Source organism: Streptomyces sp. MK7 (assembly GCF_032658145.1).
Lineage (GTDB): Bacteria > Actinomycetota > Actinomycetes > Streptomycetales > Streptomycetaceae > Streptomyces > Streptomyces spiralis.
On the sequence record NZ_JAVACL010000047.1, the window covers coordinates 1 to 19134 of the forward strand.

Annotated in this window: 14 protein-coding genes; 10 read left to right on the forward strand and 4 right to left on the reverse strand. The window is 69.1% G+C overall.

Translation table 11 applies throughout. The features are described 5' to 3' along the window. Positions 1-75 precede the first annotated feature (75 nt). A complete protein-coding gene (locus R2S09_RS33330) occupies positions 76-894 on the forward strand; it encodes an IS5 family transposase (protein WP_316745104.1) in 819 nt (272 codons plus the stop codon). 51 nt (positions 895-945) lie between these two features. Beyond that, positions 946-1155: a hypothetical protein gene (locus R2S09_RS33335; protein ID WP_316745057.1), complete on the forward strand. Its 210-nt coding sequence runs from the start codon at positions 946-948 to the stop codon at positions 1153-1155. Between the two features lie 96 nt (positions 1156-1251). On the opposite strand, the gene R2S09_RS33340 is transcribed toward R2S09_RS33335, so the two are convergent. Beyond that, the gene (locus tag R2S09_RS33340; RefSeq protein ID WP_316745059.1) at positions 1252-3237 is read right to left on the reverse strand and encodes an N-6 DNA methylase; all 1986 of its coding nucleotides are present in this window, start codon (positions 3235-3237) and stop codon (positions 1252-1254) included. 163 nt (positions 3238-3400) lie between these two features. Between R2S09_RS33340 and R2S09_RS33345 the strand changes: the two genes are divergently transcribed. The 4 genes from R2S09_RS33345 to R2S09_RS33360 all read left to right on the forward strand — a co-directional run bounded on the left by R2S09_RS33345 (position 3401) and on the right by R2S09_RS33360 (position 13465). Then, on the forward strand, positions 3401-4321 hold the full coding sequence (locus R2S09_RS33345) for a serine/threonine-protein kinase (RefSeq protein ID WP_316745061.1): 921 nt from the start codon (positions 3401-3403) through the stop codon (positions 4319-4321). Between the two features lie 181 nt (positions 4322-4502). Then, complete coding sequence (locus R2S09_RS33350; RefSeq protein ID WP_316745062.1) at positions 4503-5765, forward strand: serine/threonine-protein kinase; 1263 nt, start codon at positions 4503-4505, stop codon at positions 5763-5765. Positions 5766-5906: 141 nt separating this feature from the next. Next, the gene (gene drmD, locus R2S09_RS33355) at positions 5907-9149 is read left to right on the forward strand and encodes a DISARM system SNF2-like helicase DrmD (protein WP_316745063.1); all 3243 of its coding nucleotides are present in this window, start codon (positions 5907-5909) and stop codon (positions 9147-9149) included. Next, the gene (locus R2S09_RS33360) at positions 9146-13465 is read left to right on the forward strand and encodes an Eco57I restriction-modification methylase domain-containing protein (RefSeq protein ID WP_316745066.1); all 4320 of its coding nucleotides are present in this window, start codon (positions 9146-9148) and stop codon (positions 13463-13465) included. The genes drmD and R2S09_RS33360 overlap by 4 nt, the downstream gene beginning before the upstream one ends. A gap of 82 nt (positions 13466-13547) precedes the next feature. On the opposite strand, the gene R2S09_RS33365 is transcribed toward R2S09_RS33360, so the two are convergent. Further along, positions 13548-13754, reverse strand: coding sequence for a DUF397 domain-containing protein (locus R2S09_RS33365; protein WP_316745067.1), 207 nt, complete (start codon positions 13752-13754; stop codon positions 13548-13550). Further along, positions 13751-14572 (reverse strand): helix-turn-helix transcriptional regulator, encoded by an 822-nt coding sequence (locus R2S09_RS33370; RefSeq protein ID WP_316745069.1) that lies wholly within the window; start codon positions 14570-14572, stop codon positions 13751-13753. The genes R2S09_RS33365 and R2S09_RS33370 overlap by 4 nt, the downstream gene beginning before the upstream one ends. A 283-nt stretch (positions 14573-14855) precedes the next feature. On the opposite strand from R2S09_RS33370, the gene R2S09_RS33375 reads away from it, so the two are divergent. After that, positions 14856-15335 (forward strand): ATP-binding protein, encoded by a 480-nt coding sequence (locus R2S09_RS33375; RefSeq protein WP_316745070.1) that lies wholly within the window; start codon positions 14856-14858, stop codon positions 15333-15335. Here R2S09_RS33375 and R2S09_RS33380 read toward each other — a convergent pair. Continuing rightward, positions 15320-15688, reverse strand: coding sequence for a hypothetical protein (locus tag R2S09_RS33380; protein WP_316745072.1), 369 nt, complete (start codon positions 15686-15688; stop codon positions 15320-15322). The genes R2S09_RS33375 and R2S09_RS33380 overlap by 16 nt on opposite strands. Before the next feature lie 192 nt (positions 15689-15880). Here R2S09_RS33380 and R2S09_RS33385 point away from each other — a divergent pair, with 192 nt between their 5' ends. The 3 genes from R2S09_RS33385 (at position 15881) to R2S09_RS33395 (ending at position 19117) form a co-directional block, all read left to right on the forward strand. Beyond that, a complete protein-coding gene (locus R2S09_RS33385) occupies positions 15881-17464 on the forward strand; it encodes a hypothetical protein (protein WP_316745074.1) in 1584 nt (527 codons plus the stop codon). An 88-nt stretch (positions 17465-17552) separates the two neighbouring features. Continuing rightward, positions 17553-18620, forward strand: a complete 1068-nt coding sequence (locus R2S09_RS33390) for an EcsC family protein (protein ID WP_316745075.1) — start codon at positions 17553-17555, stop codon at positions 18618-18620. Positions 18621-18718: 98 nt separating this feature from the next. Continuing rightward, positions 18719-19117 carry a hypothetical protein gene (locus R2S09_RS33395; protein WP_316745076.1) on the forward strand — a complete coding sequence of 133 codons (399 nt, stop codon included), beginning with the start codon at positions 18719-18721 and terminating at the stop codon, positions 19115-19117. The last annotated feature ends 17 nt before the right edge of the window (positions 19118-19134 follow it).

Sequence of the window (19134 nt, forward strand, 5' to 3'; positions counted from 1 at the left end):
TTAGGGGTCCTTGCAGAATGATCTTCTTGTGGCACGGTGGAGAGGTACGTGATTCCTTGCTGTGTGGGGGTGGCCCTGGTGCGGCGGAAGCCGTGGGAGGTCAGCGACGAACTGTGGGCGGTGATCGAGCCGCTGCTGCCCAGGCATGAGCGGCGGTTCCGGCATCCGGGGCGCAAGCGGATCGATGACCGCAAGACGCTGCAGGGTGTGCTGTTTGTCCTGTACACCGGTATCCAGTGGGAGTACCTGCCGCAGGAGTTGGGGTTCGGCTCTGGTTCCACCTGCTGGTGGCGGTTGGCCGAATGGCAGGAGGCCGGGGTGTGGGAGGAACTCCAGCGAGTGCTGCTGGACCGGTTACGGGAAGCGGACTGCTTGGACTTCTCCCGTGCCGCTATCGATGCCTCCCATGTGCGGGCCAAGCGGGGGCGAAGCAGCCCAAAAGTCGGTCCGAGCCCGGTTGATCGTGCACGTCCGGGCTCCAAGCACCACGTGCTGACCGACGCGCGCGGCACCCCACTGCGCGTGTCGCTGACCGGCGGGCACCGCAACGACGTGACCCAACTGCTGCCGCTGGTCGACACACTGCCCCGGGTGCGGGGTAAGCGGGGTCGGCCCCGGCGCAAGCCACGGGTGTTGTACGCCGACCGCGGCTACGACCACGACGTGTACCGCCGCCGCCTGCGCGAACGCGGCATCGTCCCGAGGATCGCCCGGCGCGGAGAACCACATGGCTCGGGACTGGGCCGCGTCCGGTGGGTTGCCGAGTCCGCCATTGCCTGGCTCCACGGCCCCCGCCGCCTACGAACCCGTTGGGAGACCCGAGACGACATGCACGACGCCTTCCTCCAGCTCGCCCACTGCATGACCCTCGCCCGCAAGAACCCGGCATTCTGAAAGGACCCCTTAGGCAGTCGTAAGGCCCGGGCGGCGATCATCGACGACGTCGTGGCGGACGACGTCTACCGGGTTCACGAACGGAGCCTCTCCGAGACGCACAAGCCGGCAACGCTGAAGAATCACAAGGCGGGGAGTTCCGGGCCGGGACTGCCGTTTCATACCTGCCCACCTCAACAGCGTGAGCTGCCTGCGGAAAGGCGCGGAACTGATCAGGCTGATCAAGACGCGTGCTTCGAAGGCGAAACCATTTTCGAGTGAGGAGGGCCTTGGCAACCCCGACGCCGGGGGATGGAACGACATGGCAACTCTGGGGTGCGCTGCAGCGTTGAACGGCGGCTGCACACCGCGGGCACGTCAGGTGGTCAGCCCGCCTGCCGCAAGTCGGTCGTTCAAGTCGCCTGCCAGCTCCTTACCCAAACCGTCAGCCTTGGTGAGCAGTGTCTCGAAGGCGCTGAGGCGACGGAACGTCTCGGCGTACGCCACCTGCTTCTCCAGGGGAAGCTGGAGCACCTGGAGACGCCGGATGTCGACCCGGGACGAGCTGGAGGCATGGGTGCCTGCCTGGCGTCCGTTCGCCGGCGCGCGCAGACAACCCGCGAGGAAGTGGGCGTCCAGCTTCTCCGAGTCCACCCGCAGGACGTAGAGCTGGGGACCGACGGCCATCGGCGGTCCTTCGTGGACCCACGCTTGGAAGGCCCGGATCACTCCGGCGACCACGACGTCACCTTCCTCGGCGATGGCGTGTGCCGAGTCGGTGGACAGGACACCGCCCGGACTGCCGTCGTGCAGGAGGTCGGCGATGGTGAGGAGTGGCAGGGAGGCCCCACCGTTCGGTGCCGTCGTCTCCGGAGGCTGCTGACCGGCGCGCAGCGTCAGGGCACCGGCTTTGACCAGGTCTCCCACGGTTGCTGTGGTCGGGGACGTGCCGGCCTCGACGTAGAGTCCGGAGAGGCGTTGCGCGTGATCGGCCAGATCGGTCAGCAGCGACCCGAACCCGTGCCACTTCGCGGCCAGTTCCTTGCGGGAAGGTTCCGTCGTCGAGGCGGTGTAGCGACCCGGAGTGACATCCACCTCGTCGTCCAGGAGGTCGAGAAGAGGAACGCGGACGGCGCCCTCCGGGGGCTCCTGGCCGGGATGGTCGAGGGTAGCCAGAGCGGTGAGGACGAACGAACCGAGAGCGTCCCAGTCGGGGTTCGGCTCGCGGGTCCCCGGTCGTGCGAAACGTGTGGCGTCCACGAGGAGGGCGTCTTGGCTCGGGGGAGCGGCTGCGGGGCCGTCCGCCGCTGCTCGCAGTACCCACAACTGCAAAGAAACACTGTGCGGTTGGGCGCTACCGGGAGGCAGGGACACGACCGCTCGGAGGACCCCGGTGCGCAGCAGCGAGCCGCGGATACGACGGCCCGCCTTGCGCGACGCGACCGCGGGTGGAAGGACGAGCACGGCGGCTCCGCCGGGCTTGAGATGGGAGAGGAGGTGCTGCACCCAAGCCAGTTCCGGCTCGGTGCGTGGGGGCAGCCCATGGGTCCAGCGCTGGTCGGTGGCGAGCTCCTCGTAGCCCCAGTCACGTTCGTTGAACGGCGGGTTGCAGAGCGCGATGTCGGCACTGACGAGGGCGAAAGGATTCTCCCGCAACGCGTCGGCCGTGGCGATCCGCGTATGGACGGCACGGTCCTCCGCGACAAAGCCGAGCCGAGCGGACGCCAATGCCGCCAGCGCCGGATCCCGTTCGCACGCGAGCAGTTCAAGCCCCGGGCCGTCGTACTCCTGCGCCGCCGCCGCGGCCAGGTGCCCGGTGCCGCACGCCGGATCGAGGAAGGTCAGCCCGCCGTCCCCCGGACCGAGACGGACGGCGAGAGCGATCTGGGTCATCAGCGTGGCGAGTGGTGGCGGCGTGGTGCTGAGTTGCCGGACATGGGTCTCCAGCCACCGTTGCAGCAGGAACTCGAAGGTCTCCCGCGGCCCCTCCTCCCGCCCCAGCTTCGCGGCCTCGGCCACCAGGTCACGGGCCTGCGCGGAGAGTTCGGGATGGGCGATCCGTGCCCCGGAGGAACGCATCCGGCGAGCGGCCTCAGCTACGGCCAGCCCCGACTCGTTCCTGCTGCCGAGTGCCTCGAAACGCGGCCAGAGGAGCTCGCGGCCGCCGATGTCGTTGAGCTTGCCGTTCTCCCTCAGCCACTGCTCGACCTCGGCCAGCGAGAACTGCGGGCTGACGTCGGTGCCCCCTATCCGCGTGGGGAAGGAGTCATGGCGGCGGCGCCAGTTGCTCACCGCGGCGCGCCCGACACCTGCGATCCGGGCGATCTCGGCCAGGCTGACGGGTACGACGTCGGGGGTACTCATCGATCAGTCTCCGAGGTACTTGGCGGCTGGGCTGGTCGGCGTCCCAGCGGCCGTATTGCAGGGAAGGCTACTACGCTCATTGACTTTGTTCACAGATTTTTCGTTCCACCTTGATGTGTGGGGAATGTGGAGGTCAAGGAATATGCCGGGTCTCGTGCCGGGAATGGTGCTCAGTGACCGCTATCGGCTGGAGTCGGTTCTGGGCCGAGGCATGATGGGGCAGGTGTGGCAGGGGCGCGACCTTCCCCTCGACCGGCCCGTCGCGGTGAAGGCCGTCGCCACGGAACTGCTGGCTGTGCCGAGCAGCCGAGACGCGGCTCTGGCACGGTTCAGCAGGGAGACACGGGCCGCCGCGCGTCTGGATCACACCAACGTCGCTACTGTCTTCGACGCCTCGATCGCGGACGACACCTGTTGCCTGGTGATGGAACTGATCGAGGGAACCACGCTCGAGTACCTCTTCGACCAGCAGCAGGGTGGGCGGTTCGACGTCCCCTCGGCAGCCTCCGTCGCTGCCCAGCTGTGCGCGGGGCTCTCCGCGGTCCATGCCGCCGACCTCGTCCACCGCGACCTGAAGACGCAGAACATCATGATCCGGCGGGACGGCATCGTGAAGATCCTCGACTTCGGGCTGGTCAAGCTGCTAAGCGACACGGACCCCCGGCTGACGACGACCGGGGAGGGCATCGGCAACCTCTTCTGTGCGTCTCCCGAATTGCTGGCCGGGCGGGACCAACTCGACGGCCGTAGCGACCTGTACGCCGTGGGGTGCCTGCTGCACCACATGCTCACGGGCGAAACCCCCTTCCCCACCCATCAGCCGGCACTCCTCGCCTCCCACCACCTCGCTTCGCCCCCGCCCCTCGTCGCCGACGTGGGGGTGGACGTGCCCGGCGACCTCCAGAGCCTGATCACGGCCCTGCTCGCCAAGCGGCCGGACGAGCGCCCCTCGTCCGCCGCGGAGGTCTACGCGGCACTCGCCCCCCATCTGCCGAAGCCGGATCCCGAGCTGGCCGTCAGGCGCACTCCGCCCGAGGATCCCCGCCGCCCGTTCCTGGTCCCGCAGGGCCCGATGCCCCTGTGAGCCGAGCCGGCCCGTGCCGGCGGCTGCGCGGGGCCGGTTGCAGGCACCACCTTTCTGGTCACGCAAGGCGCAAGAGCACCGTGACCAGTGACAGAATGGCCTCCTCGGCCGGGTGCCGTGCGTTCCCGGTCCACGGGAGGTGGCGGGCGCGGCAGGCGCCGGAACTGGGGAACGGGGCGCGATGCGACGAAGCCTTGGACGGTACGAGCTCACGCACGAACTGGGCCGGGGCGGCATGGGGGCGGTCTGGGCGGCCCATGACCGCGAACACGGCCGTGAGGTGGCCGTCAAGCTACTCGCGCCCCGTGGTCGCGGTGCCGAACTCAGCACGCTGGAACGCCGTTTCCTGCGCGAGACCCGCCTGACCAGCCGCCTGCGCCACCCGGGTATCCCGGCCGTCCACGACCACGGTAACCACGAGGGCGAGCTGTACCTGGTCATGGACCTCGTCCCGGGCCGCGCTCTGGACGCCGTCCTCAAGAACGACGGCCCGCTCGGCATGGAGCAGGCCGCCGACATAGCACGCCGAACCGCTGAGATACTGTCCTACGCCCACGGTCAGGGCATCGTGCACCGCGACCTCAAACCGTCCAACCTGATGATCACCCCCGAAGGGGAGGTGAAGGTCCTGGACTTCGGGGTCGCCGCCGCCCTGGAACCCCAACCCGGCGAAACCCGTTTCACCGCCTCCAACGCCACTCCCGGCACGGTCGTCTACATGGCGCCGGAGCAGGCCGTCGGCCGGACGGTGCCCGCCAGTGACCTCTACTCGCTGGGCTGCGTGCTGTACGAACTGCTCACCGGTGCACCCCCCTTCACCGACGGCAGCCCCTTCCTGCTGTACCACCGGCATGCCAACGAGCCCGTCCCGCCGCTCGCCGACCGCCGTCCCGACGTTCCGGACGGCCTGCGGACGCTGGTCGAGCGGCTGCTGGAGAAGAAGCCCGAGGACCGGCCCGCCTCTGCCGCGGAGGTGGCAGCCCTGCTCGCCGCCTGGGCACCCCGGCCGGCTCCTGCCGCCGAGGTCGCACCTCCTCACCCGCGGCTGGCCGAGATCGAGGCCCTGCGCCGCGCCGGCCGTCCGGCCCGTGCGCTGGAGGAGTACCAGGAACTGATGGCCGTCCCAGGCCTGGACCGCGCGGACATCCTCGCCGCTCGCGCCGGAGCCGCCCTGTGCGTGGGCGCGCTCGGCCGCACCAGTGAGGCCCTGGACGAGCTGAAGTCCGTCCTCGCGGAACAGCGCAGTCTGCTCGGGCCGGGGCAACCCGCCGTGCTGGACACCCGCTACGAGATCGCCGTACTGCTGATCCGCACCGGAGAACGGCACGCCGCGGAGGAACTGCTGCGGCGCCTGGCCGACGAGGAGGACCGGATCCTGCGCGAGGGGAACGCCGGGCGAGGGCGGAGCAGGGCCCTGCTGGGTCGGCTGCGACGTATGGGCTGAAGCCGCAGCGCCCTGCGAAATTGAACTTTGTAATCTCTGTTCACAGTTGACGGTTCGTGTTACGCTCCGATCGCGCCGTTCCGGTGGGGAGACAGTCACTGTCTACGGACGGCGCAGGAGACACCGAGGGGAACGGCGCCCATGACGTCAGCAGTTCAGCGTGCGACCGAGCGGACGGGGGCCGAAGAGCTCCCCGAAGAAGGCAATCTCGTCGAAGTACGCGGACAGTCATGGGTCGTCGCCCGCGTCGAGCCGTCTCCGGCGGTCGAAGGGGACGACGACCGCCGGAGCGCCACGCTGATCCATCTCCAGTCCGTGGCCGACGGCCGCTTCGGTGACACTCTCTCCGTCATCTGGGAGGTCGAGCCCGGCCGCCGTGTCCTGCCCGCGGGTTCCCTGCCCGACGCGTCCACCGGCTCGTACGACTCCCCGAGCCGCCTCGCCGCGTTCCTCGACGCCGTCCGCTGGTCCGCGGTCGCCTCGGCCGACGCCAAGACGCTACAGGCGCCGTTCCGTTCCGGCGTCGCCGTAGAGCCTTACCAGTTGGAGCCGGTGGCGCGAGCCGTCGGCGCACCCCGCGTCAACCTCCTCCTCGCCGACGACGTCGGCCTCGGAAAGACCATCGAGGCGGGTCTCGTCGTGCAGGAACTCCAGCTGCGCGGCCGGGCCCGCCGGACCATGGTCGTCTGCCCGGCCGGCCTCACCCTCAAGTGGCGCGACGAGATGGCCGAGAAGTTCGGCCTGGAGTTCACGATCGTCGACTCCGAGCACTGCGCCCGCCTGCGCCGCACGCACGGCACGGCGGCCAACCCCTTCCGCGTCCACCCCCTCACCATCGTCTCCCTGCCCTGGCTCCGTGCCCAGAAGGCCCAGCGCCTCCTCGACGAGGTCATCGGAGCCCCCGAGGAGAGCGGCGACGGCGAGCACAAGCGGTTCTTCGACCTGCTCGTCCTCGACGAGGCCCACCACGTCGCACCCGCCGCGCCCAAGCAGGTGTACGCCGTCGACTCCCAGCAGACGAAGCTGATCCGGCGCCTCGCACCGCACTTCGAGCACCGGCTCTTCCTCTCCGCCACCCCGCACAACGGCTACCCCGAGTCGTACACCGCACTGCTCGAACTCATCGACGACCAGCGCTTCGCGCGTGGCGTCGACCCCGACAAGGAGGCTCTGAAGGACACGGTCGTACGGCGTCTGAAGTCCACCGTCACCAACGCCGACGGCACGCCCCGCTTCCGCGCCCGCAGGACCCTGGAACTCGCCGTCGACTACACGCCGCAGGAACGGGAGATCCACGCGCTGCTCGGCTCCTTCGCCGAACTGCGCCGCAAGAAGCTCACGCCGAAGGCCCGCGGTGGACGCCGCGCCGCCGACCTGGTGACACTGCTGCTGAAGAAGCGGCTCTTCTCCTCCCCGGCGGCCTTCCTCCACACCGTCCAGGTGTACCTCTCCCACCTGGAGGACACCGGCCCCGCACGTGGCCGCACGGCCGCGGCCGAAGTTCCCGAGTGGCTCGAGGAGTTCGCCGACCTCGTCGCCGACCTCGACGACACCGGCCTCGTCGACGCCGAGGACGACGCCCTGACCCGTTCCGCCTCGCTCACGCCCGCCGAGGACGGCCGGGAACTGGACCTGCTCCAGGAGATGGAGCGCTGGGCGCTCACCCATGAGGCCGCGCCCGACTCCAAGGCCGAGGCGCTGATCCGCGAGCTCAAGGCGATCTGCCGGCCGTCCGACGGCACGTTCTGGACCAACGAGCGGGTCGTCGTCTTCACCGAGTACCGTGACACGCAGGAGTGGCTGTACGACCTGCTCCAGCAGGAGCAGCTCACCGACGGCGGCCGCGTCGAACGCCTCCACGGCGGCCTGTCCGCCGAGGAACGCGAGCGCATCCGGCTCGGCTTCCAGGCCGACCCGTCCGTCCCCGAGGGCAAGGTACGCATCCTGCTCGCCACCGACGCGGCCGGCGAGGGCATCGACCTCCAGAACCACTGCCACCGCCTGATCAACTACGACATACCCTTCAACCCCAACAAGCTCGAACAGCGAATAGGACGTATCGACCGCTGGGGCCAGAAGCGTGACCCGGAGATCTACCACTTCATAGGCTCCGGATGGCAGCAGGCACAGGCCGGCTCCTACGAGGCCGACCTCGAATTCCTCTCCCGCGTCGCCAAGAAGGTCGCGCGCATGGAGCACGACCTCGGCTCCGTCAACGCCGTCCTCGCCGACGCCGTACAGCGCCGTATGACCGGCGACATCGCCCCCGTCGACATCGAGAACGCCAAGCCCAAGCCGATCAAGGGCCGCCGCACCGGCGGCGAGGTCGCGCCCGAGCAGAACGTCACCGCGCAGACGAAGCGGCTCGCGGACCAGTACGACGAGACGGTGACGGCGCTGGGCCTGACGCCGGGCAACGTCAAGCGGGTGGTCGACACGGCCCTGGCCCTGGACCACCAGCCGGCGCTGGCGCCGTCCACCTTCCGGGCCGACGACTTCGAGCCCGGTGACCTCTTCGACGTACCGCCCTTGTCCGGCAGCTGGGAACGGGCGACCCGCGGCCTGGCGCACAAGCTCCGTCAGGGCGAGCAACGCCCGCTCACCTTCTCCCCGGTGGTGGCCGCCCAGGCCAAGGACGACGTGGTCCTCGCCCACCTCAAGCACCCGCTGGTGGCCCTCTCCACGCGTCTGCTCACCGCCGCCGTCTGGAACGCCGACTCGGTGGGCCTCAGCCGCGTCACCGCCGTCGTGACGGACGACCCGGCGGTCACGACGACACTCGTCTCCGCCTACGCGCGCTACGTCCTCGTCGGTACCGACGGCACCCGCCTGCACGAAGAAGTCCTCTACGCGGGCGGCTGGTTCGGCGACACCGGCCGCTTCCGCCGCTGGGAGTCGGTGGGCGAACAGGGCAGGGTCCTGTCCCAGGCGCTCACCGAGGGCATCGAGGCCGCCCCGCACCTCCGCATGGAACTGACGGAGGCCTGGTCGAAGCTCCGCGACCCTCTCTACCGCTCCCTGGAAGCCCGAGCCGCCGAACTCGGCCGCCAGCTGGAGAGCCGCCTCGCCGACCGCAGGGCCGAGGAGGAGCGCCGTATCACGGCCACCCTCGACCGCTTCGAGGCCACCCTGCGGGCCAAGCTCAAGGAGGAGGGCGACGGCGACGGCGAACAGCTGGCCCTGCTGTCCGCCCACGAGCTGACCGGCCACGAGCGCCGCCAGTTCGAGGACGACCGCCGCCGCTGGCAGGAACGCCTCGAGGGCCTGCCCGCCGAGCGCGAGCGCGAACTCGCCGCCATTGCCGCGCGTTACCGCGAGCCCCGCTCACACCTCTTCCCCGCCGCCGTCGTCTTCGTCGTTCCCGCAAAGGAGGCCCGCCGATGAGCCCCCGCCGCACCGCGAGCTCCGGAATAGCCGCCGCCAAGGCCCAGGCCACCGACGGCCGTCGGCAGCACCAGGAGTGGCTGGACCTCACTGAGGTCTCCGGCCCGTTCCTCACCATGCCCGTCCTGCTGCGCGCCTGGCCCCAGCTCGACGCCCTGGAGAAGGACGAACGGGCCCGGCTGCGCGCCCGTCACGCCGATTGGCAGACGGACACGACGGCGGGCCGCGACGAGTGGGTGGCGTACATCCTGAGCCGCCTGCTCGGCTGGAACGACGCCCTGACGCTCCGCGTGGGGGAGTCGGAGCACCACGGGCTGGATCGCCTCACCCTGCGCGTCGCGGAGCACAACACCGAGGTCCGCCCCGACTTCGCCCTGGTCGACCCGGGAACCGATCTGGCGACCGAGCCCAGCACCGAGGCCGCCGCCAAGCGGGTGCGGCTGCTCGGCCTGACGGTCCCGGCGGGCACCGCGCCCACCGCGCGGGCCGGCGGTGGCGGCGACTGGGCGGCGGCCCCGGCTGACCGCCTGGCCCGCCTGCTGCGCCACCACGGCGTGCCCCTGGGCCTGGTGACGGACGGCCGCTGGTGGTGCCTGGTGTGGGCCCCGCTCGGCGGCGTCACGACGACGGCCGTCTTCGACGCGATCGGCTGGAACGAGGCCGCTGAACGCAACGTCGTCCGCGCCTTCGTCTCGCTGCTGCGCCGGCGCCGCTTCTTCGAGTACGACGAGCCCGAGACGCTGGTGGGCCTGCTCAAGGAGAGCCTCGCGGCGGGCGAGGACGTCACCGAGGCGCTGGGCGTCCAGGTCCGCCAGGCGGTGGAGCTGCTCGTGGACGCGATCGGCCGCGCGGACGTACGGGCGATGGAGGACGGCGCCCCCGGCCTGCACGCCTCGGGGGTCAGCGCGGGCGAGGTGTACCGCGCCTCGGTCGCCGTGATGATGCGCATAGTGTTCCTGCTGTTTGCCGAGGAACGCGGTCTGCTCCCGGCGGACAACGAGGTCTACGCCCGGTCGTACTCCGCCCGCTTCCTGCGCGACGAGCTGAAGGCGCGCGCGGACGAAGAGGGCGAGGCGTCCCTGGAGCACACCAGGTCGGCGTGGCACCGGCTGATAGCGCTGTTCCACGCGGTGCACGGGGGAGTGGACCACCCGGGTTCCGGCCTCCACCTCCCGGCGTACGACGGCTCGATCTTCGACCCCGATGCGTACCCGTGGCTGGAGCGCACCACCCCGCTCCTCCCGATAGACGACCGCACGGTCCTGCACATGCTCCAGGCGGTGCAGGAGGTCCGCGTCGGCAAGGGCAAGGACCGAGAGGTCCGCACGCTCAGCTTCCGAGCGCTGGACGTCGAGCAGATCGGCTACGTCTACGAGGGCCTGCTGTCGTTCGACGGCCGCCGTGCGACCGAGCACATGGTGGGACTGATCGGCCCGGAGGGCCTGGAACACGAGGTGCCGCTGCGGGAACTGGAGTCCCTGGCGGCGAAGGCTGGCGGCTCGCTGAAGACGCTCGCGAAGTCCATCCACGAGAAGTGGAAGGACCCGAAGCCGCCCGCGACGGCCGGGCAGCTGGAGAAGAAGCTCGCCCCGGTGGGGGCCGAGGCCGCGGCGGAGACCCGTCGCCGCCTCAACGCCGTGACGAAGGACCCGGCCCTGACGGAGCGGCTCCTGCCCTTCGCCGGCATCCTCCGCGACGACCTGCGGGGCCTGCCGACGGTCATCCCGAACGGCGCCCTGTACGTCACGGAGTCTTCGCTTCGCAAGAACACCGGCACGCACTACACGCCCCGCTTCCTCGCGGAGGAGGTCGTGCTGCACGCGCTGGAGCCCTTGGTGTACGAGCCGGGCCCGCTCCAGACGGCGGACACGGCGGAGTGGCGCCTGAAGTCGGCGGACCAGATCCTCGACCTGAAGGTCGCTGACATAGCGATGGGTTCGGCGGCGTTCCTGGTGGCAGCCTGCCGTTACCTGGGCGACCGCCTGATAGAGGCCTGGGAGAACGAGGGCCGCGCGGACGCGATGGTGTATCGGGCGGGGCGCGCCGTGGAGGCCGTGACGGCGGCGGACGCGGAACAGGACCCGGTCGTCATCGAGGCCCGCCGCCAGATCATCGAACACTGCCTGTACGGGGCGGACATCAACCCCATGGCGGTGGAGATGGCCAAGCTGTCGCTGTGGCTGGTGTCGATGGACCCGGAGCGGCCGTTCACGTTCCTGGACGACCGGCTGGTGTGCGGGGATTCGCTGCTGGGCGTGCACAGCATGGAGCAGATCCAAGGCGTCCACATGAAGCCGGAGCAGCAGACTGACATCCTGGCCGAGCAGGCCCGGCAGTTGGTGGACCAGCTGACCCGGGAGCGCCTGGCCATCACGGCGATCAAGGGCGTGGACCTGCCGGCGCTCCAGAGGAAGCGGGAACGCCTGGAGGAGGTCAACCGGCATTCGCGGCGGCTGCGGCTGGTGGGTGACCTGATCACGGGGGCGGCGATTGCTACGTGCGCTTCCGGGCGGGTGCCGTGGTACGCGGAGGACGGCGGGGAGCGGGTTCGGGACCTGTTCCCGCAGGCTGCGTGGATCGTCCAGCGGATCATGGAGGACGGGGTCGAAGACGACTCCGAGGTGGTGCGGGACGCGCGGGCCAGGGCGGAGGAGTGGCTGGGGGCTGAGCTGCCGGAGGGGGCGCTGGAGCGGCGGCCGGTGCATTGGCCGTTGGTGTTTCCGGAGGTGTTTACTCGGCGGGGTGGGTTCGATGCGATTGTGGGGAATCCGCCGTTCCTGGGAGGGCAGCTAATTTCGGCAGCGAGTGGCGAAGCATATCGAGAGTACATGGTTGACTTCGTGGCAGGCGGCGAAAGAGGCAGTGCGGACCTGGTTGCGTATTTCGAACTCCGCTCTCACGAGCTACTCAACGGGGCAGGTAAAACGGGATTGATCGCCACAGGATCCCTGGCTCAGGCCGTAAACCGAAAGGTAGGGATGGACCAAGTCATCGCAAGTGGTGCCGAGATTATTCGAGCGATCAAGAGTGCTCCATGGCCAACAAAATCAGCTGCACTGAAGTATTGCACCGTTTGGACTAGTAGGAGCCGGTCTCAGGGTGCTGCGGCATTTTATCTTGACGGTGCGCCGGTCCCGCGGGGAATAACCGCATCGCTAAGTCCCGCCACTCGCAACGCTTACTGGGTTGCTCCCCTTGATTGTAATAAGGGATTTTCTTTTCAGGGTTCCAACATCTTGGGGCTAGGGTTCACGCTTCCCGAGGTTGAAGCGCGCGCCTGGATAGAGGAAGATGGCAGCTATGCCGATGTCCTATTCCCGTTCGTCAACGGCGAGGCATTGAATCATACTCCTGTCCATGAGAGTGGACGCTGGGTTATTGACTTCCGGGACTGGCCTATATCCGAAGCAAGGAAGTACCCAAAGGCCCTCGCTAAGGTGATTCGCGATGTAAAGCCAGAGCGAATGTTGAACAAGGAGAAGAGTCGTCGCGAAATTTGGTGGCGATTCACTCGTCCTGCTATGGACCTGCGTCAGGCCATCTCGGGAAAGAGTCGATGTATTGCCCTTGCGAGGTCGAGTGATCTAGTGATGCCTGCATTCGTGAAGACGGGGCGCGTCTATTCGGAAAAGGTTATTATTTTTTCGACCAGCGACATGGCAGAGCTTTCAGTTCTTTCTAGCGCGATTCACTACTGGTGGGCAATTGATCGCGGGGTGGCTCAATCGAAGGTGCCGAATTATGGGCCCACCGACGTCTTCGAAACCTTGGTCCGTCCGCCGCTAACGGAGCGTCTCCGCGCTGCTGGCACCCGGCTCCACGAGTACCGGAGTCAGTTTATGCTCCGCCGTAATATCGGTCTTACGGCCACTTACAACCTCGTCCATAGCGAGACCTGCCACGATCCCGATGTCGCTGAACTTCGACTTATCCATGAAGAGGTCGACAAGGCCACCGTCGATGCTTATGGTTGGCATGACCTGCTGGATGACCCTGGGCAGACGCCGCCCGTCGATCCGACCCACGCAACCTTCCCGCTCGACCACGGCTTCCATGAGACCGATCAAGGCATTCGCTATACCATCGCTCTGCTCGCTCGAACCGAGATCATCGACCGACTGCGCCAGTTGAACCACCAGGCGTACGCCGATGAGGTTCACCTCGGTCTGCACAAGGGAGTGACGGAGAAGAAGGCGAGGGAGAAGCACCCTGACCTGCCCCAGCCGTCCGCTGAGGCCATCCGTAAGCGCAAGGAGCAGCTCGCCGCACGGGGAGGTTCGGATTTCGGTGCGGGCGCTGAAGGCGCCCTCTTCTGAGCCGACGGCATGACAACGGGCTCCTCGCGTCACCCTAAGTGACGTGAGGAGCCCCTTGTGCCGCTCAGAGACCTGTTCGGCTCTACTCCACCGCGAGCGCCACGAACGCCGCCCACCCGTCTCGGCCGACCCGCAGCACCGACCCGCCCCCCACGGCTTTGGAATCCCGTACGTACACGGCGTCCGGGCCTGCGGCCACCTCCACGCAGTCGCCGCCGTCCGATCCGCTGTAGCTGCTCTTGAACCAGTGCAGCCCGTCCACGTTCTCGGCCACCCGCTCCACGCTCATGTCTCTCCCACCATCCGTTCGATGAGCCGCGCAGACTCCTCGACGTTCAGGGCCTGCGATCGCAGCTTGCCATACCGCAAGGCGAAGGCACTGACCTCGGCGGGCTCTGAGACGACGCACCCGACCCCTTGGGACTCGAAGTACCCAAGGCACCGATGCTCGTGCGACTCCACCACAACGAACGGACCGTTCTTGCCCGGATGGAACCCCCGTCCAGCGGGCATGACCTGGATCTCCACGTTCCGCAACGTGCTGACCTCTAGCAGCCGTTGCCACTGCTCGCGCATCACCTCCAGGCCGCCGACCGGATCGCGCAACGCCTCCTCACCGATGATGAACGACAACTCCGCCAACGGCACCCGCGCCAGCAGCTTCTGCCGACTCAGCCGTCCCTCCGTGTGCTGGTCGACGATCTCCTCACTCAGCGGCGGGCAGTGCCCGGCGAACACCGCCCGCGCATAGGCCTCCGTCTGCAATAGCCCTGGCACCAACAGCGGATCGTAGGAGAACCGGCTCACCACCTCCGCCTCGATCACCGCAAAGTTCCGGAAGAACCGTGGCAACTTCGCCCGGTCCACCTCATCTTGGAGAACCTCCAACACCCCACCGGCCTCCAGCACCCGCTCCGCCGCCGCAGTGAACGCCGCCTTCGCCGGCCGCCGCCCTTGCTCGACGGAGGCCACCTGTTCCAGCGAGTACCCGATCGCGTCCCCGAGTTGCTGCTGGTTCAACCCAGCTCGCTTGCGTAGGTGTTGCAGCAGAACCCCGTACGCCGCCCACACGCTCGGCACGTCGGGCCCTTCCTGCTTCGCCTTCACCGCCCGCCTGTGCCGCGCATCCCGTACCGTCGTCACACTCCCACGCCCTTCCGTCCCGCAGCAGACCCCGCCACACACCCCCGGCCACGCGCGTCACCCGGCAGGCCACTGGGGCCATGTCCAACGCGGCCCCAAGAAACAGGGACACGGCCCGGGACCCGTACAACGGCCGTACAAGCCCCGCACAACCGACGCCAACCCACACCGCCCCCGCCGTACGACGCCCTCGACGTACGGCCGTCGTACCTGGTCACCGCCCCACCTGCCCCGCCACGCTGACCACGTGACACAGCCCCACCTCGCCGACGAGGCACAGCCCCGCACTCCAACCCACCACCGCACCCTGCGCTTCAGCAGCACCAGACGCGGCGCCCGCCTGGCCCGCCAACTCGCCGTCCAGCAGTTCACCGAGTGGACCGGCCTCCCGTACGACTCCGACCCCGCCCGAACCGTCGCCCTCCTGACGGCCGAACTCGCGGCCAACGCGATTCGCCACGGCAGCCTCCCCGGCCGCGACTTCCGCCTCGTGCTGCTCCTCCTGCCGCACACCCTCCGCATCGAGGTGACCGACACTCGCCCGGAACGCCCGCCGGCCCGCCCGTCGGCGCCGTCCTCCGACGAGACGTCGGGCCGGGGACTGCTCCTCGTCGAGGCCTACGCCGAACACTGGATGGGAGGTCCGCGACGCGTTCACGAAGACGGTCTGGGCGGAGGTGCGGATCCTCCCCGCGGGCTGAAGAGGCGGGCTCAGCTCGCGGCGTAGTGCTCCGCGAGCTTCTCGATCTCCCGGGTCCACAGCACCACGTCGTCACCCTGCCGCCCGTAGGGCGCGCGACGGGCCAGCTTGAAGAAGCCCGTGGACGGCCAGCCGGTGTCCTTCAACACCACCAAGGCCGACAGCAGGGGCAGCGACCCGCCAAGGCTCTCCTGGACCGAGGCGTCCTCAAGGAGATAGGGCATGGAACCCTCGTGGGGCGGGACGTGATGCCCGCGGCGCGCCAGTTCCCTGCTCAGGTCGCCGTACGGAATCGGTCTCGCGCCCATGCGTGCCTGCTGGCGCAGGATCTCGATCACGGCCTCCAGGGCCTCCTCGTACTCCGGCGTGCCCTTCTGCATGCATCCTCCCGGGTCTCGCACACGGACGACCGCAGAACCTATGTCATGGGCGGCGCTCCTGGTGGCGAAAGTCCGAAGTTGATCTGAACCTCTTGTGAACTCAGTGCACGGACAACATACTGGTGGCCATCGAGCGCCACTCGCCCCTTCCGCGGCGGGACAGGCGTGCCTGGCCCGGGGTGGGGGACATTCGTGAGCGGTGCGGACGGCCGTCTGGTGCAGACGGCGGTGATCGGGGGCCCGAAGTCGGGACAGGCGATCATCTTGCCGACGGATGCGGACGAACTGGTCCGCTGGCGTCGGCGTCACCCCAATTACACGTACTGGTGCGGCACTCAGCTCGGCGGCTGCGGGAACGAACTGTCGGACCGTCTGTACCGCGACAAGGTCTGCCACTTCGCGCACCGGCCCCACACCTCCTGCCACCGCACGGCCACCGGTGCGGCCAGCGCGGACCACCTGTTCATCAGGGACGATCTCGCCGCGTGGGCCGACCGCCGGAAGCTGACGTGGCAGACCGTCGCCCGCAACCTCGGATCCGGTCCGGGCGACGTCGTCGACTTCAGTATCGGCACGGCCCGACGGCAGCATGTCCGTTTCCAGTTCAGCCCGCTCGAACACACCGACTGGCGGCGGGACAGACGGCGGCTGTCCCGCGAAGCGGCCACCCTCGACTGGGTGTTCGGTCCGGGCGCGGCCCATCCGGAGACGACGCAGGAGCTGTACGACGAGTACGGCTATGTGCTCCGCTTCCGCTTCGAGACGCACGGCGCCGTACGGCACATCCGGCTCAGGGCGGAGGACCCTCGGCACAGCACCGAGTGGGTGCCTCTGGACGCCTGCACGGTGACGCCGGAAGGGTTGAGGCTGTCGGGCGTCGAGCCGCGCCGCCGAGAGAGCGCACGCCCGGCCGCCGGGGCAAGCGCCGGGCATGGGCCGGTACCGGGCGAGCGGTCTCGGGAGGAGCAGGCACGCGCGCTTGAAGAAGCACTGGTGAGCGCCGCCAGGTTCGGGACTCGGCCCACCTGGGAGGAGCTGGCCCGGACCGCTGGAAACGACCTGCTCGAGCTGCCCGTCCAGGATCGCGCCGACCTGCTGATCACCGTGGAGCGCGCCAGAGGCGGTGCGAGTCGTCCGTTGCTGTCGGCGCTGATCAGGACCGAGGAGGGCGATCCGCCGGAGTACGTGGCGGACGTGGTGGCCGCTGCCGGATGCGGTACTCCTGCGACGACGGCGGTTCTCAAGCGGTGGTGCAAGCGTGAGGCGTACCGGGCGTTCGCCGTGTACGGGGTGCCGTCCCGTAAGCCCCCGCACCGCCTGGTGCTCACCCCGGGCGGCTGGCTTCCACCGCGGCAGGAGGAGGCCGATCAGCGCCTGACCTTCGTGCGTGCCCCAGATCGTCCCGTGCTGCCTCCGACGCCCCGACGGGCGCCGGGGTCATCGCTCTCGGGTGTGCTCCTCCATGACGAGGACATCCATCGCGCCCTGCGCCGGGAGAGGCGGAGGAGCGAGCGCAGGCCCGAGCGCAGGCCCGAGCATGTCGCCGACCTCCTGCTGCTGGCAGCAGAGGCGCTGACCAGACTGCCGGAACGGCAACGCAGCCTGCTGATCGCCGAGATGGCTGTCACGCGACTCTGGCTGAAAGACCGACCTGACACGAAAACGGCCGAGGCGACTGCGGGGAAGCGGGGCAAGAAGCCGAAGAACTCCCTGCAGGGCGCGCGTCCCCTGCCCGGATTCGGCGACACGGGAGCGGAGAAGAAGAGGACGACGTGAGTGCTCTTCCCCGGCGGAACCGCCGGCTCCGGGGCTCCGGAAACACACGCTGTCGCGCACAGACACCCTGACAACGGGGGGCGAGGACATGACTCTCTCTGACTACGAACTGCGCGAGTGGGACAAACTCCAGAAGCGCAAGGCGGCTTCCCTCGGCAAGGAGTCGAGGAAGCTCCTTCCGCAGCCGGCCCGCGACAAGCTCGCCTCGCTGGGCCAGAAGGTGAAGAAAGCGCCGGGTGCCGACAAAGTGGCGGCCGCCTACAGCGGAGCCGCACGAGGCCTCGGCAAGGCCGTGGGCGACACCGCGAACCGGACCGTGAGCATGAAGCGCGTCATCGGACAGTACCGGCGTGCGGGACACGACATCGCCGGGCTGGAGGACATCCGCAAGCTCGATCTCCGGGTCGTCGACGACGTCGTCCGGCACAACCTCCTCCGGTACGGTCACGCACTCTCAGGGGCGGCGACCGGCTTCGGCTCCGCCGCGGCGGTGACCGGCGGCGGTGTGCTCGCCGGGGCGGGGACCGTCGCCGGCGCGGGAGCGGGCGCCGCACCCGGGCTGGGGGCCGTGGCCGGGGCGATGGCCGCCGACACCGCGATGATGCTCGCCCTGTCCAGCCGTACGGCCGCCGCCACAGCCCTCTCCTACGGCTACGACCCGAGCGATCCCGAAGAGGAGATCTTCATCATGTCCGTGATCGCTCTCGGCATGTCCACCGGCACCTCCGCGAAGGGGGCCGCCTACGCCGAACTGTCCCACCTGACCCAGCTGCTGGTACGGAACGCGCCCTGGGCCAAACTCAACGAGAAGGTGCTGACCAGGATCGCCCAGTCCTTCGCGGCGAAGTTCGCGCAGCAGCTGACGAAGAAGAAGCTCGGTCAGGTGGTGCCCATCGCCGGCATGGCGGTCGGCGCGGGCATGAGCTATCTGCTCATCGACCGGATGGCCGTCGCGGCGCGGGACGCGTACCGCGAGCGTTTCCTGATCGAGAAGTCGGACGGCAACCTGACCGTGGACCTCGACCAGAGCGATCTCGACCTGACACCGGAGGACGAGGAGACGATCGACGTCATGGGACTGCTCCGGGAAGAGGGAGCGCTGAGCGCGTCCACGTCTTTCGATTCCGAAGAGCCCGAGGGCCGCGTGGACGGCTGAGGACAGCGCAGAGCAGGCGGCAGGGGGCGGCAAAACGGTCCAGGAACCGTGTACCGGCTTACCGGTGTCGGGGGCGCGCCGCGCGCCATACTGGGGTCATGCTCGTCCCCGCCATCCAGCTGTCGCCGCTCCAGCACCACCTGTTGCGGGAAATGGATCTGTGCGATCTTCCGGCGCCCGACACGGCGCCGGAGTCCTACGCGGCCCGGGACCTCGACACGGACGAGGTCCGGGACGCCTTGCCGGGCCTGCTGTGGTCCGGGCTGGTCGAACAGCGCGGTGGCGACCACGGCACCCTCCGGCTCACGCCCCTCGGCGCGGCGACGCTGCGGGAGGCGGAGCGCGACGAACTGACGGCCCGCCTGAGCGCGGTGGCGTCCTTCGCCGACACCGTGTCCCGGGGCGCGCCGCCCCGACTGGCAGGTCACGCGCTGCGAAGGCTCGCGGAAGGAACCTGGACCTTGGAGCAGGCGGAGTCCTACGTCCGCACGGGATAGGCGGGCGGTGGCACCGG

Bases quoted from the DNA above. Each gene is read 5' to 3' on its own strand.
- R2S09_RS33340 (WP_316745059.1), bottom strand. From the start codon at position 3,237: ATGAGTACCCCCGACGTCGTACCCGTCAGCCTGGCCGAGATCGCCCGG.
- R2S09_RS33345 (WP_316745061.1), top strand. From the start codon at position 3,401: ATGGTGCTCAGTGACCGCTATCGGCTGGAGTCGGTTCTGGGCCGAGGC.
- R2S09_RS33350 (WP_316745062.1), top strand. From the start codon at position 4,503: ATGCGACGAAGCCTTGGACGGTACGAGCTCACGCACGAACTGGGCCGG.
- R2S09_RS33380 (WP_316745072.1), bottom strand. From the start codon at position 15,688: ATGCAGAAGGGCACGCCGGAGTACGAGGAGGCCCTGGAGGCCGTGATC.
- R2S09_RS33390 (WP_316745075.1), top strand. From the start codon at position 17,553: ATGACTCTCTCTGACTACGAACTGCGCGAGTGGGACAAACTCCAGAAG.
- R2S09_RS33360 (WP_316745066.1), top strand. From the start codon at position 9,146: ATGAGCCCCCGCCGCACCGCGAGCTCCGGAATAGCCGCCGCCAAGGCC.
- R2S09_RS33365 (WP_316745067.1), bottom strand. From the start codon at position 13,754: ATGAGCGTGGAGCGGGTGGCCGAGAACGTGGACGGGCTGCACTGGTTC.
- R2S09_RS33395 (WP_316745076.1), top strand. From the start codon at position 18,719: ATGCTCGTCCCCGCCATCCAGCTGTCGCCGCTCCAGCACCACCTGTTG.
- drmD (WP_316745063.1), top strand. From the start codon at position 5,907: ATGACGTCAGCAGTTCAGCGTGCGACCGAGCGGACGGGGGCCGAAGAG.